At 53.9% G+C, this 13,917-nt stretch carries 14 protein-coding genes; 10 read left to right on the top strand and 4 right to left on the bottom strand.

The features are described from left to right. Positions 1 to 2: 2 nt before the first annotated feature. Positions 3 to 815, top strand: a complete 813-nt coding sequence (locus tag EHV15_RS30705) for a metallophosphoesterase (RefSeq protein ID WP_128634601.1) — start codon at positions 3 to 5, stop codon at positions 813 to 815. Positions 816 to 1,038: 223 nt separating this feature from the next. Here the strand turns inward: EHV15_RS30705 and kduD are convergent, their stop codons facing one another. The 3 genes from kduD to kduI form a co-directional block, all read right to left on the bottom strand. Continuing rightward, positions 1,039 to 1,791, bottom strand: coding sequence for a 2-dehydro-3-deoxy-D-gluconate 5-dehydrogenase KduD (kduD, locus tag EHV15_RS30700; RefSeq protein ID WP_128634600.1), 753 nt, complete (start codon positions 1,789 to 1,791; stop codon positions 1,039 to 1,041). A 35-nt stretch (positions 1,792 to 1,826) separates the two neighbouring features. Beyond that, a complete protein-coding gene (locus EHV15_RS30695; protein ID WP_128634599.1) occupies positions 1,827 to 2,579 on the bottom strand; it encodes a DeoR/GlpR family DNA-binding transcription regulator in 753 nt (250 codons plus the stop codon). Between the two features lie 79 nt (positions 2,580 to 2,658). Next, positions 2,659 to 3,492 carry a 5-dehydro-4-deoxy-D-glucuronate isomerase gene (gene kduI, locus EHV15_RS30690; RefSeq protein WP_128634598.1) on the bottom strand — a complete coding sequence of 278 codons (834 nt, stop codon included), beginning with the start codon at positions 3,490 to 3,492 and terminating at the stop codon, positions 2,659 to 2,661. Positions 3,493 to 3,620: 128 nt separating this feature from the next. On the opposite strand from kduI, the gene EHV15_RS30685 reads away from it, so the two are divergent. From EHV15_RS30685 to EHV15_RS30670, 4 genes are all read left to right on the top strand, one after another. Beyond that, complete coding sequence (locus tag EHV15_RS30685; RefSeq protein ID WP_128634597.1) at positions 3,621 to 3,968, top strand: hypothetical protein; 348 nt, start codon at positions 3,621 to 3,623, stop codon at positions 3,966 to 3,968. Between the two features lies 1 nt (position 3,969). Further along, positions 3,970 to 4,233 carry a hypothetical protein gene (locus EHV15_RS30680; protein WP_128634596.1) on the top strand — a complete coding sequence of 88 codons (264 nt, stop codon included), beginning with the start codon at positions 3,970 to 3,972 and terminating at the stop codon, positions 4,231 to 4,233. A 227-nt stretch (positions 4,234 to 4,460) separates the two neighbouring features. Continuing rightward, complete coding sequence (locus tag EHV15_RS30675; protein ID WP_128634595.1) at positions 4,461 to 5,129, top strand: bifunctional 2-keto-4-hydroxyglutarate aldolase/2-keto-3-deoxy-6-phosphogluconate aldolase; 669 nt, start codon at positions 4,461 to 4,463, stop codon at positions 5,127 to 5,129. 587 nt (positions 5,130 to 5,716) lie between these two features. Then, a complete protein-coding gene (locus EHV15_RS30670) occupies positions 5,717 to 6,499 on the top strand; it encodes an SDR family NAD(P)-dependent oxidoreductase (protein WP_128634594.1) in 783 nt (260 codons plus the stop codon). 81 nt (positions 6,500 to 6,580) lie between these two features. On the opposite strand, the gene EHV15_RS30665 is transcribed toward EHV15_RS30670, so the two are convergent. Then, positions 6,581 to 6,802: a hypothetical protein gene (locus tag EHV15_RS30665; RefSeq protein ID WP_128634593.1), complete on the bottom strand. Its 222-nt coding sequence runs from the start codon at positions 6,800 to 6,802 to the stop codon at positions 6,581 to 6,583. 305 nt (positions 6,803 to 7,107) lie between these two features. On the opposite strand from EHV15_RS30665, the gene EHV15_RS30660 reads away from it, so the two are divergent. From EHV15_RS30660 to EHV15_RS30640, 5 genes are all read left to right on the top strand, one after another. Continuing rightward, positions 7,108 to 8,703, top strand: coding sequence for a response regulator (locus EHV15_RS30660; protein WP_128634592.1), 1,596 nt, complete (start codon positions 7,108 to 7,110; stop codon positions 8,701 to 8,703). Positions 8,704 to 8,714: 11 nt separating this feature from the next. Further along, positions 8,715 to 10,496, top strand: coding sequence for a cache domain-containing sensor histidine kinase (locus tag EHV15_RS30655; RefSeq protein ID WP_128634591.1), 1,782 nt, complete (start codon positions 8,715 to 8,717; stop codon positions 10,494 to 10,496). Between the two features lie 195 nt (positions 10,497 to 10,691). Next, the gene (locus EHV15_RS30650) at positions 10,692 to 12,038 is read left to right on the top strand and encodes an ABC transporter substrate-binding protein (RefSeq protein WP_128634590.1); all 1,347 of its coding nucleotides are present in this window, start codon (positions 10,692 to 10,694) and stop codon (positions 12,036 to 12,038) included. Between the two features lie 80 nt (positions 12,039 to 12,118). Next, positions 12,119 to 13,045 carry a carbohydrate ABC transporter permease gene (locus EHV15_RS30645; RefSeq protein ID WP_128634589.1) on the top strand — a complete coding sequence of 309 codons (927 nt, stop codon included), beginning with the start codon at positions 12,119 to 12,121 and terminating at the stop codon, positions 13,043 to 13,045. Then, positions 13,045 to 13,881, top strand: a complete 837-nt coding sequence (locus tag EHV15_RS30640) for a carbohydrate ABC transporter permease (protein WP_178075997.1) — start codon at positions 13,045 to 13,047, stop codon at positions 13,879 to 13,881. The genes EHV15_RS30645 and EHV15_RS30640 overlap by 1 nt, the downstream gene beginning before the upstream one ends. Positions 13,882 to 13,917: the final 36 nt, after the last annotated feature.

Raw genomic sequence — 13,917 nt, 5'->3', positions numbered from 1 at the left:
GGATGAATATCGGAGTAATTTCGGATCTGCACGTGGATCTAAATGGCCTGCCCGAAGACGGGCCGATTGAAGCAGCGCTGCTGGAAATCGTTAAGGAACGCCGGCTGGATCATCTGATTATCGCCGGGGACATCTCCAACGATGTGCGCCTTAGCTTGAAGGTGCTCCACTGGCTGCGCGAGGCGAGCGGCATCCCGGTGCTGTTCGTTCCCGGAAACCATGATTACTGGAGCAAGGAAAACGGGATCAAGGATACGTGGGAGATTTACAGATTATTTCAAACGTTTGACGGATGCTTGAGCGAGCGCGCCTTTGCGCTAAATGACGATTGGGTCGTGATCGGCAATTCGGGGTGGTACGATTATACGCTGGGGGAACTCAAGTACGGTTTTGCCGACTTCGAGCGGATGAAGACCCCGGACCGGACTTGGCAGGACAGTCTGTATGTCGATTGGGGAAGAAGCAACCGCGACATTCACCGCTATTTTTACAAAACGCTGGAACGGGAGCTTGCGGAACATCCGGGCAAACGGATCATCATGGTCACGCATATGCTGGGACATCCCTTTTTCAAGGTGCCGATGCCGCATCCGCAGTGGGAATATTTCAACGCCTTCCTGGGCAGCGCGGAATATGCGGATTTGTACGCTAAATACGGCGTGCGTTACGCCGTGATGGGACATGTCCATTACCGCAAAAAACATATCGAGCGGGAGACAGAGATGATCTGCGCTTGCCTGGGGTACCGGAGAGAATGGAAGCAGGCAGCCGCCGTGGAAGAAATCCGGAGCTGCCTGCAGGTGATTGAGGTTTAAGAGGTTGTTCAAAAAGTCGTCTTCCCATGACGAAGTAGTTCAGGGAGCGATCGGGCGTCGAATCTTGAATTCAGCCGGGCCTTCCAAGCGGATGCTTCCGAAGCATGTTTCCTTCGGAAACATTTGACTCACGTAGATCTGTCTACGCTCCGCTACTCAGTCCCTAGCTTCATTCAACCTTCTCGGTCCTGAAAATCCGACTTTTTGACCTCGCACTTTAAAATTATCTGGCCATCCAGCCGCCGTCCACGCACAAAATGTGCCCGTTCAGATAATCCGAAGCGGTGGAGGCCAGGAACACGGCCGGGCCTTTTACATCGTCCGGCGTGCCCCAGCGGCCGGCGGGAATGCGGTCCGTAATCGAGGACTTGCGGTTCTCGTCGGCGCGGATCGGCGCCGTGTTGTCCGTGGCCATGTAGCCGGGAGCGATCCCGTTCACCTGAACGCCGCTCTCCGCCCATTCGTTGGCGAACGCTTTGGTGAGTCCGGCGACGCCATGCTTGCTGGCCGTGTAGCCGGGAACGTTGATCCCGCCTTGATAGGAGAGCATGGAGCAGATGTTGATGATTTTGCCGCTGCCTCTTTCGGTCATATGCCGGCCGGCGATTTGCGACAGCAGGAACACCGTATTCAGGTTGATGTTAATGACGTCGAACCAGTCTTTTTCGCTGTGGTCTTTGGCCGGCGCACGGCGGATAATCCCGGCATTGTTGACGAGAATGTCGATATGTCCGGTGAGCCCCAGCGCTTCGTCAAACGTCTCCTGCAGCTTGCTGTGATCGCTCAAATCAACGATAATTTCCGCGCCTTTTCTGCCGAACGCTTTGATTTGTTCGACCGTTTCCGCGCTGGTGCTTAGCGAAGCGCTGACGACGTCGGCTCCCGCTTCGGCCAGCCCTGCGGCGATTCCCTGGCCGAGACCGCTGGCCGCGCCCGTAACTAAAGCTGTTTTCCCTGTTAAATCGAACCATTTCATGGATAATGCACTCCTTATCATTTCAATTTTCCGTATTAAAACTCGATAATGACTCCGGTATGTTCGTACCTGTGCGCCGTGTCGGCGCTAAGTCCGCCGTCGGTAATAATTCGCGACAGCTCGCTTAGCGAGGCAAACGTGCGCAGCGCCGTTTGTCCGAATTTTTGGTGGTTCATGACGGCGATTGTCTCGCGGGCCGTTTCGATCATGGCGCGCTTGAGGCCGATCAGGTCGCCGGTATAAATCGACAGCCCGTGTTCGGGATGGATGCCTGTCGCCGAGATGAACGCTTTTTGAATATTCAACTGCTTAACGTAAGCCGCCGCCTCCGGACCGGCCAACATGTTGCGAACCCGGTAACCGCCCGGAACAACGAGCCGGATTTGGTCTTTGACGGCCAGTTCGCCGATAATATACACATCGTTTGTAATGACGGTCAGCGGGCGGTTGTCGAGCCGGCGGGCGATTTCCAGCGTCGTGCTGCCTCCGTCCAGCGCAATAATGTCGTCCGCTTCGATATGAAGCAGCGCTTTGCGCGCGATCTCGGCTTTCTCTTCCGCATGCTTGGCCAAAGGTTCCCGGGACGGCAAAATCCCGAATTGGTCCCCTTGGGCCAGCACCGCCCCGCCGTGCACACGGACCAGCAAGCCCTGCTCCTCCAGCTTGGCGAGATCTTCACGGATTGTCTTGCCGGTAACCCCCAAAGTTTCGCTTAATTCCGCTACCGTAACCTCTTTGTTGGTTAACAGAATCTCCATGATTTTCTCGTACCGCCGTATCTGACTCATCGTATAACTTCACTCTTCCGTTAGTTTTGCTTGTTAAAATAAGAGTTCATCAAAAGATGACTTTTTGAACAACCTCTACTTATTTTAAATCTTTCATTGCTACGGCGTCCATATCCCCGTACGCTTTGTTGTCGCCGGCCATGCCCCAGATAAATGTATAATTGCTCGTGCCGACGCCGCTGTGGATCGACCAGCTCGGCGAAATGACGGCCTGTTCGTTACGCATCACGATATGGCGGGTTTCATCAGGCGCGCCCATCAGATGAACGACCACGGCGTCCTCCGGCAGATCAAAATACATATAAGCTTCCATGCGCCGCGGATGGACGTGAGCCGGCATCGTGTTCCACATGTTGCCCGTCTTGAGCTGGGTCATCCCCATAACGAGTTGGGAGCTTTGAAGGCCGTTTTCGTGGATCAGGCGGTGGATCGTCCGTTCGTTGGAATTTTCGATCGATCCGAGCGCGGCCGATTCCGCCTCGGCCAAAGTCGTTTTGGCGGTAGGGAACTCCTTGTGGGCCGGAGCGGAGTTCAAATAGAACTTCGCCGGTTTCGCCGCGTCCTTGCTTTTAAAAATAACTTCCCGCGATCCTTTCCCCACGTACAGGCAATCTTTGGTGCCTAGCTCGTATTCGGTGCCGTCCACCACGATTGACCCCGGCCCGCCGACGTTGATGGCGCCGAGCTCGCGCCGCTCCAGGAAATAAGCCACGCCCAGCTCTTTAAGATCGGTTTCCAGCTTCACCTCGCCATTTACCGGCGCGGCGCCGCCAACGATCAGGCGATCCTCATGCGTGAGCACCAGTTCGAGCTTATCCGGCGTAAACAGCTGCGGAATCAAAAACTCCTGGCGCAGCCGGGCCGTATCAAACTGTTTCACTTCATTCGGATGAGAGGCATAACGACGTTCCATTTTTCTACCGTCTCCTTTTTTTTCGTTTGTTTGGGTGTATAATGTTCACATAGGTTCATATTAATCCTATTTGGGTTCATTTGGCAAGCGTTATCTTCGTGAATCCGTATGCGATGGAAGGAGCGGTTATGAATCCCTATCAAAAAAGAATGAAAGAAATCGCCGGAAAAGCGGCCTGCAGAGCGTGGAATCAGCCTTTGCTGAACAGCGGGCTTTGGTTCCATGGCGATGTGCGGGATAACTTTTATTACGCATCCTATTTGTTTGCCGCCGTGGCGGATGCCGGGGAGAAACCACCGTTTGACCGCGATGAGGGAAGACGTTTGGCCGAAGCGTACTGCTGCGCGTCCTTCGGCTGCAGGATACGAACCCGGACAGCCCGCTGTACGGCCATTGGCCGCTGGGCCTTGATCCGGTGCCCGAACAGGCAGGAAAGGGAATCAGCTGTATTTTTTTCATTCTGGCGAAGGGTATAATATGGAGGGCGGCGACCCGCGCCATCAGAGCGAATGGACCAGCGTACTGTATCGCAAAAACGTCGTCATGGCGCTGTACCCGCTGCCGGAGGACGTGCCGGATCTAGTGATCGGCGTGCTTCCGGAAGGAGAATGGACGTTTGCGGCGAATGCTATATTTGGCAGGACGGGTACAACCTGGTCGTATGCCGGGGGCGCCGGATCGGCGCTGTTATCGAAGCGATGGGCCTTGAGGATGCCGAGCGGCTGGGCATTGCCGAATTGAAGGCTTTTTCCTCAGCTATGTCTGTCCGCGCGCCCCGATTCACAGCGACGGCTGGGGAGATGAGCGTAGAGTAAACCGTCAGCTTGAACGGCGACAGACTTTCCTTGCGCGCATCAGGTCCCGGCGATCCGGGAGAACCGAAATTGAACGGCCAACGTTTGACGTGGAATTATGATTCGTTTTAGATTACATTTAATTTAGAGAAACAATAGAAAAGAGGAATTTCCATGAAAAAGCTGCAGCTCGTACAAAAAATCGTCGAAGAGGGCGTTGTTGCCGTTTTGCGCGGCGAGACGCCGGAGGAAGTCGTGTTAATGGCCGAACAGGCGATTGCCGGCGGCATTAAAGTGATCGAAGTAACGATGACGATCCCGTTTGCGCTGGAGGCGATCGAGAAGCTGGCCCGCAAATACTCCTGGGATGCGAAAGAAGCGTCGAACTATGCGATTATCGGCGTCGGCACGGTGCTCGATCCCGAGACGGCGCGGGCGGCTATATTGAGCGGCGCCCAATTTGTCGTTGGGCCTTCGCTGAACCGCGATACGGTGCTGCTCTGCAACAGATATCGTATTCCTGTCATGCCCGGCTGCATGACAATCAAGGAAATCCAGGAGGCGCTGGAGCTGGGAGCGGACATCGTCAAGCTGTTCCCGGGCAACCTGTATAATCCAGCGATGATCAAGGCGATCAAGGGACCGTTGCCGCAGGCCAACATCATGCCTACCGGCGGCGTATCGCTGGACAATTTGGGCGAATGGATCAAAGCTGGCGCGGTGGCCGTCGGTATCGGCTCCGATTTGACGAACGAAGCGGTGAAGCAGCGCAATTTCTCGCTGATCGCCAAAAAGGCGGCGGCTTACAAGGAAGAATATTTGAAGGCCAAGGGATTGAAGTGATTTTTGCGGAAAATATAATACCAGCTGTGGGCAGCCGTACGAATGGACAACTAGCCGCACAATAGGCGAAAGATTGTTTCGTACGGCTGCGTTAATCTATCCGGTGACATTCTACCTGCGACAGTTCCGGCGGGGACGAGCTGCAGGCTATTATAGTCTTGGGTTTGCAGACGGGTAACAGGTAGCAGGTAACAGGTAGCAGGTGGGGCAGGTAACGGGGATTCCACGGCGTGACACAACGTTCTGATTGGATATAATCCAATAGAATTGGAAATTGAGAGGTAAATACAGCAGCTTGATTGGACTATTTCCAATAGATGAGACTCGGCAGACGCAAAATGGGCGGTTTGAGCGAATTCTATTGGAAATTTTCCAATGTGGGGGCAAAACTTAGACCGTTGTTCGGCAATCTATTGGAATTTTTCCAATGAGAGGTGGAGAACGACCTTGGTGCGGGAGCTCTGACGTTATTACACACGACATTTCTTGTGGCGGTGAACTACGAGCCGATAAGTCGGGGCGGGTGGCAGATTTTCAATATCTGATGGCGCTTCGAGGCATCGATAACTATTTGGGAGGAATGCGGCATGGATTTGGGACTGAAAGGGAAGCGGGCGATCATCACGGGCGGCAGCAAAGGCATCGGTTTGGCTACGGCCCTGACGCTTGCCGGTGAAGGGGCGCAGGTGGCGATCGTGGCCCGCGGGCTTGAGGCGCTAAAGGAAGCGGAAGCCAAGCTAAAGGAACAAACGAGACTCAAGCCGCTTATCCTGCAGGCGGACGTCTCCTCGGAATCCGAAGCGAGCCGCGCGGTGGAGCAGGCGGCGGAGCAGTTTGGCGGCATCGACATTCTGGTGAATAACGCCGGCACTTCGGCTACGCAGCCCTTCGAACAGGTTGACCTGGAAGCGTGGGGCGCCGACCTCGACCTTAAGCTGTTCGGGGCGGTAAACTTCGCCCGGGCGGCCATCCCCCATATGCGAAAGAACGGAAGCGGCGCGATCCTCAACGTCACCGCGATCAGCGGCAAAGCGCCCGGCGCCTCTTCGCTGCCCACCTCGGTCAGCCGGGCGGCCGGGCTCGCCTTAACGAAGGCGATGAGCAAGGACTTGGCACGCGATAACATCCGCGTGAACGCCGTTTGCATCGGCCTCATCCGCAGCGACCAAATCGAGCGGAAATGGAAGGCGACGGCTCCGGAGCTTACCTGGGAGCAATTCGCCGCCGATCCCCGCTTTGGCATCCCGCTTGGCCGCATCGGCCAAACCGAGGAAGCGGCAAAGGTCATCGCCTTTTTGGTCTCGGACGCGGCGTCGTATGTAACCGGGGCGGCGGTGAATATCGACGGAGGTTCCGCGGCGGTGCTGTAGCGCGGACGGCACGGCAACGCAGGTAAATGCGGTCATGAAACTTATCTATAGCGGTCCTGTCCGGAAAAGGCGGGGCCGCTTTTACCGTTGAAAAATAAACTTTGCGAACCGCAATGCGGGGATTCGCTTCATCCCTTCCGTTCCCAAAGCGCTGCCCACCGTGCCAAGCAATGCGCTCGCGGTAGCCAGCTTAATCAGGTAGTAAAGTCCGGTCCCGGCAATTAAATCCAGGATGATAAAATTCCGGATCGTAGACGCCTTGATCGTTACAAATATAAAGGGACGATGTTTCGTTTCGGCCATGTGATATTTCCACCTTTTCCGTAGTGTAAGAAACAGTATTCGCTGTTTTTCATATATATTGATTGTTTGGTTTGTACCATGCGTGTAATTTGGAAGTCCCGTGCGGATAAAACCGCTTGGCGGCCTTTTTGTGCATGCCGGGCTACAAAGAACTTAAAAAAATGCACATGGAGCTTAAAAAATGGCAGTAAGCGGAGAAAACCTGCATGTTAAAGTTAAGTGACAAAGCTGTATAATGGAAAACACGTAATCGTTCCAGTTCGTTTGAGCTCGGTGTTATACCCTTGTGATGGGAGGAATGCGGCTTGAGGATCAGGGTCTTATTGGCGGACGACGAGCCGGTAATATTGCGCGGGCTAAAAAAACTGATAGATTGGGAAGAATTGGGGTTTTCGATGATCGGAGAGGCCAATGACGGCAACGAACTGAGACAATTGCTGCGCGAATGCCGCCCGGATCTGATCATCAGCGATATCAGCATGCCGGGATGCAGCGGCATCGACATTATCCGCGAGATTCATGAACAATCCCTTCAGGTAAAAGTCGTTTTCATTAGCGCATACCAGGAGTTTGCCTATGCCCGGCAGGCGATTCAATACGGCGCTGTAGACTATTTGGTCAAGCCGGTGAACAAAGCACATTTGGAAAGCGTCGTCGGCAAGGCGGCGGCGCTGATCCGTGAGGAATACGAAGGCGAGCGGGCCAGAGAAATGCTGACCCATTACAAACGGAAGCATCGTACCGTGACGATCGAAGAGTTGCTGGACGGCTTGATGGACGGGGACAAGCGGGCGGCTGCCGAATTGACCCGCATGGGCGCGGTGGCGCTGAGCCGGCATACGAGCGTCTGTATGCTGGAGCCGGATGAAACGATGGGAAGCGCCTCCCGCTGGGAAGAACGGGAACGAAAGCTTGTCCATTTCGCGCTGCACAACATTATCAAAGAAACGATCGAGCCCGGCGGCAACTGCTTGATGTTCCATAAAGACGGAAGGTTCGGGATCTTGATCCAGCATGAACACGCGGACGAGCCGCGTAAGTTGGCGGATGACCTGCACGGGAAGATCAACGCTTTCCTCAAATTGCCGGTTTCCCTTGGAATAGGCCGGCCGGTATGCGGCATCGAGACGGCCTCCGATTCCTACCGGGCCGCTTTGAAAGCGCTTAACTACAAATATTTCACCGGTCTTAACCGGGTGATCGAGACGGATGAAACCGCGGCGGATCACTCGGAAGAGTTATGCAGCATCGCGGAGCTGGAGGAGAACATAGCCAAGGCGCTTATGTCGCAGAACAGGGAGGAACTGCATGCGGCGACGAACCGGCTTCTTGTGGCGACCCGGCGGCGGGCGGCGGGCGGTAAGCAACTGGCGGTGATGAGCGTGTACAACGCGATCCTGCTGCTGGATCAGCATATGGCAAGCATCGGCATCCAGCTGGGCGCATCGGGCCAAGATCCCAACGCGTTGTTGGCGAGATTGTCGGGGCATGTGGCTTATGAAGGCGTGAAGAAGGAGTTTGCGGCGATCGTGGAGCATGCCTGCGAACAGATCGTTCATAAGCTGGCGAACAAGGAAATCGCCGAGCTGCGCCGGGTCAAAGCGTATATGGAAGAGCATTACGCCGAGAACATCACGCTGGAGTCCATGGCAGCTATGATTTATATGAACCCATACTATTTCAGCAGCTTTTTCAAAAAGCATACCGGGAAAAACTTCAAGCAGTATTTGACGGAGGAACGGATGAAGCATGCACTCCGCCTGCTTTTGGAAACCGACCTGATGATTTATGAAATCGCCGAGCGCGTCGGCTACAACAACGCCCGCCATTTCAGCGACATGTTCAAAAAGATGTACGGCAAGCTGCCGCAGGAATACCGGCAATCCGCCAGCGTGGAATAGGAGAGGGGCATATGCGCTTACGCAGCAAAAAATTCACCAGTATCTTCGTTAAATTTGCCGGGGCCTTCATTTTGGTAGGGCTGGTTCCGCTGTTTACGCTGAGCCTTTTTTCGGTGAACACGTTTACGAGGTATGTAGAGCGGTATACCACCGGAAATTTGCAGCAGATGGTCATGTACATGAGCTACAACCTAAACGCCGCGTTTAACCAATACAACGAAGTGTCGAAGCTGATGTATACCGGCAATTACGAAGGTTTTATCGAAAGCTCCAGGCAAAACCAGACCAATAATGTCAATGAACTGGAGCAAATCAACAATATTCCGATCAATTCGTTTCTGAAGACGGTGCTGTACAGCGACAATTACATCAGCAGCGTGTATTTTGTCCGGGAGCGGGACGGGAAACTGTATTATCAGGAACGAGAAAACAGGGCGATCGACGTGGAGCTGCTGCCCTATAAGGAATGGCTTGGACAAATGCGCCCCACTCCTTCGAAAGTCGCGATCTTCCCTACGCATGCCGACAATTATTACCCTGCATCAGGCCGCAAAGTGTTTACCATCGGCCGCAGCCTGATCGACATTTCCGGCAAAGTGACGGTTGAGCCGAAGATCGTCGGCATGTTGTTTATTGACGTGGACGCCGCGATTTTCGATCAGTTTTTCAAGGAGCTTCATCTGCGGGAGCAAGACGAACTGTATTTACTGGACGGGGAAGGCAACGTCTATTTCAACAATCGCGAGGAGGAGGTCCTTTTGCCCGAGGAGCAAGATGGGCCCGAGCCGGATCAAGGGATGATGGTGATATCGGAGCCAATCCCGTTTCTGAACGGCAGCCTTACCGCGCGGATTCATCGCGCTTCGCTGTTTCAGCAGCTGCTGTCGGTGCGAATGACCGTGTTTATCGCCATCGGCTTGAGTGCCGCCTCGCTTGTCGTGATGGGCGCCTGGTTCTCGCGGCGTTTGTCCGCGCCGATCCTTAAGCTGATGAAGCAAATGGCTAGAGTCGAATCGGGAAACCTCGATACGCAGGTGGAGGTACGCAGCAATGACGAGCTTGGCAGGCTCAGCCACAGCTTTAACCGGATGGTCGACCGTTTGAAGGCGTACATCGACGAAGCTTACGTGGCTCAGATCAAACAGAAGCAGACGGAATTAAACGCACTGAAAAGCCAAATCCGGCCGCATTTTTTGTACAACACCCTTGAGGTGATCCGGATGAGCGCGGTGGACAAAGACGACCATGAAGTGGCCGATATGATTCTCTCCCTGTCCAATCAGCTGAAATACGTCATCGATTACGGCGAGGAGAAGGTCAGCATCCGCAGTGAACTGGACAATATCAAAGACTATTTTTACATTATTTCGGTCCGCTACGATCAGCGGTTTGAGTTCAACTGTCATGTGGCTCCGGAAGTGGATTTGAATTGGCACATCTTAAAGCTCTCCCTGCAGCCGATCGTCGAGAACGCGATTCAACATGGGTTAAAGCAGCAGGGGAGAGGCACGGTCGGGCTAACCGTCGAAAGACGCGAGCGGTCTATTGTCATCACGGTTTACGATGACGGAGCCGGGATGAGTTCCGATACGCTGAAACGCTTGAACCGCGTGCTGAACGATCCCGAAGCTCCCGGCAAAAACATCGGGCTCAAAAACGTGCACGAACGGATCAAATCGGTATTCGGCGAAGCCTATGGAATCGTCATCAACAGCCGGGAGCATATCGGCACCTCGATTGTGCTTACTTTTCCCACTGTGGAGGAGACGGCGGCAGAACGGACGGGAACGTAAACATTCCGTTCGTTTTTTTGTGCTTGCGGCTGCCCTCGGCCTTCTTAAAAACAACGCATGCCGAGCTTAAAAAAGTTCATTCAGCCCGAGAAAGGCAAATGTTATGCTTGAACCAAGGAAACGTTTTCAAAGCGGTGATGCGCACATCGTTCATCCGTTTCCGGTTCGCAGGATATAAGGGAGGTTACCTGAAAGATGGCTAAAAAAAGAGGCTCAAAACTTTCCGCCCTGGTCTTGGCGGCGTTCATGGTGCTGAGCGCATGCGGCGGAGGCAACTCCGGCGGAAATACGGCGGCAACGCCTTCAACCAGCAGCAATGGAAACGATGCCGGGGGAGATGCTCCAAAAGAGGTCAGCTTTACGATCGGCTACGCTTCCGGCGATCCAGCCACGAAAAAAGCGATTGCCGATACGGTCCAGCGGTTTATGGAGGCGAATCCGCATATCAAAATCAAAGATATCAGCGAAACGACGTCCGCCGCTTATCTGGACTGGCTGAAAACGAAGGATGCGGTCGGCGAGTTCCCGGACCTGGTGGAAATGCGGGATACGGAAGTGTTTGCCGATGCGGGCAAAATCGTAGAACTGCCGTCCGATTTGCTGGAGTTGTTCAACGACCCGCCAAAGGTCGACGGCAAGGTATGGAACGCGCCGATGCAGGTGAACTCGCCGCAGGGGATTATTTACAGCAAGAAAGCATATGAGCAGGCCGGCATCACCGAGCTGCCGAAAACGTACGACGAATTCATCGAAATTCAGGAGAAGCTGAAAGCCAGCGGCATTTCGCCGATTGTGGTCGGCGGCAAAGATATTTTTCATATGGGCTTTTGGGTCAACAAGTTTCTGATCGACCAGGTGTACGCGAACGATCCGGATTGGAACTCAAAACGCACGGCCCAAGAGGTGAGCTTCACCGATGCGAACGTCGTGCAAGCGATGACGGACTATAAAGAACTGTTCCAAAACTACGTCGATAAAGGCTGGCTGAGCACGGGCGACAATCAGACGGCATCCTTCCTGGTGAGCGGAAAAGCGGCACAGTTGTACTCCGGAACGTGGATGTTCACTCAAATCGCCGAAGCCGACCCCAATTTCGAATTTGGCTTCTACGCGCTCCCTGACCGCGAAGGCAACGTGAACGTGATCGGTCTGTCATCCCCGGCCGGCTGGTCCATTTCCACGGAAGCGTCCAAAGACGCGGACAAGGTGGAAGCGATCAAACAGTTTATCCGCTTCTTCTTTGAGCCGGAAAACTATTCGCTCTATCTGGCCAGCATCAATGCGATTCCTTCGACCAAAGAGCAGGTCACTTATGAATCCAGCGAGCAGATGCAGGTGGTGCTCGGTCTGATGGCCGATCCGAATGTTAGGAAATCGCTGGCGATCAACAACTGGTGGGGCGAAAACCAAATTCCCCCGCAGTTCCGCAACTGGTACTACAAGCTGCTTCAGGAACTGGTCGCAAAGGATGGGGACGTCCTGGAATACATGAAGCAGGCGGACACGGAATACGACAACGAAGTCAAAGCCAACGCGATGTAAGGCAGCCCGGCAAAACCGCAGGAACCTCCTTCGGGGAGGTTCCTCTTTAATCTCAAGCGTTCCGAAGGAGGGAGACAACCATGGCTGCACCTGCCGTTAATTCAGGAAAAACGTATGCTGCTGCCAAAAAGAAGAAAAAATGGCAGCCTTATGCGCTGTTCTTCATTTTGCCATCCTTTATTTTGTATACATTGTTTGTGATCGTTCCGACGATAGGCAGCGTCTACTATAGCTTCACGTCATGGGACGGCATTAGCGCCGACGTACGGTTTATCGGACTGGCCAACTTCGTGGAAATTTGGAATAGTCCGCGCGTCCACAACGCGCTCCAAAACACGTTGATTTTAACGATTAGCCTTGTCGTTCTCGAGAACTTATTTGCCATCCTGCTTGCGATGCTGGTCGACAAAGTGCGCTGGCTGAGCAAAATATTCCGCAGCATCTTTTATTTCCCCACACTGCTTAGCGGCATCGTGATGGGGTTCGTTTGGGCGATGATGCTGAATTACAACTTCGGCGTCGTCAACCAATTGCTGGCCAAGATCGGCCTCGGGGCTTTCACGGTTGATTGGCTTGGAGATCCACGCTACGCTATGCTGGCGATTCTTTTATCCACGGTCTGGAAAGGCGCCGGCTACTATATGATCATATACCTCGCCGGACTTCAGGGTATTCCCCAGGAAATGAACGAAGCGGCCAGCATCGACGGCGCAAACGGCTGGCAGCAGTTCCGGCATATCACGTTTCCGCTGCTGGCCGGATCGGTGACCGTATGCATGGTCTTGTCGATGATCAGCGCGCTGAAAATCTTCGATCAGATCGCGGTTATGACGGACGGCGGTCCCGGCTTTGAAACCGAAACGTTAACCTACCTGATCTATAAGGTCGGATTCGGCGAGCTGCGCCAAGGGTTCGGGACGGCGCTGGCCATGGTGTTGTTTTTCATTATTTTGATCATTACCGTGTTTCAAGTGAAGATCCTCCAAAAAAGGGAGGTTGAAATGTAATGTCGCTGCAAACACGTAAGCTCGTGATAGATGTTTTGATATTAATGGTGACGGTCATCGCGGCGGTATTTTTCTTCTTCCCGATCTTCTTCAACATCATGTCCGCCTTCAAGAGCAATGCGGAAATCATGAAAGACGCGGTTGCTCTTCCGGCATCGTTGTACTTGGAAAGCTTCAAATACCTGCTGACGGAGACGAACTACCCGCAGGCGATCGTAAACAGTTTGATTTTAACGGTCGTATCGATCGTGTTCCAGGTGTTGTTCATCCCGATGGCCGGGTACGCCATTCAGCGGCGGAACGCGAAATGGACGAAATTCGTCTTTTTGTATTTTCTCGCCGGGATGATGATTCCGTTCCAGGCCTACATGATCCCCCTGTTCAAAGAGCTCAAATTGCTGGGGATTTACGGCAGCTTGGCGGGGCCGATCATGATATACATCGCCGGTTCGGTCGGCTTCGGCAGCCTGCTGTATTCCAGCTTCGTTAAAGGTATCCCGGTAGAGATCGAGGAAGCGGCGGAAATCGACGGCTGCTCCCGGGTGCGGATTTTCTGGAACATCGTGTTCCCGCTGCTCGGCCCCGTGACAGCCAGCATGGTCGTGCTGAACGGGCTAGGGATCTGGAACGACTTCCTGATGCCGATGCTCGTCCTGCCGTCCGGTGAACCAAAGACGATGGTCGTGGAAATTTACCGCTATATCGGCGAGTTCTCCTCCCGCTGGGATATGATTTTTGCCGGTACAACGATGTCGGTTGTCCCCGTGCTGCTCGCCTTTATCTTCCTGCAAAAATATTTCGTCAAAGGGATTGCGGCGGGAGCGACGAAAGGCTGAGGAAGTCACTTTGAAAAGACAGCAAAGACGGCTCAG

It is taken from the genome of Paenibacillus oralis (genome assembly GCF_003863965.1).
GTDB lineage: Bacteria > Bacillota > Bacilli > Paenibacillales > Paenibacillaceae > Fontibacillus > Fontibacillus oralis.
This window is presented reverse-complemented; position numbering and strand designations above follow the sequence as displayed.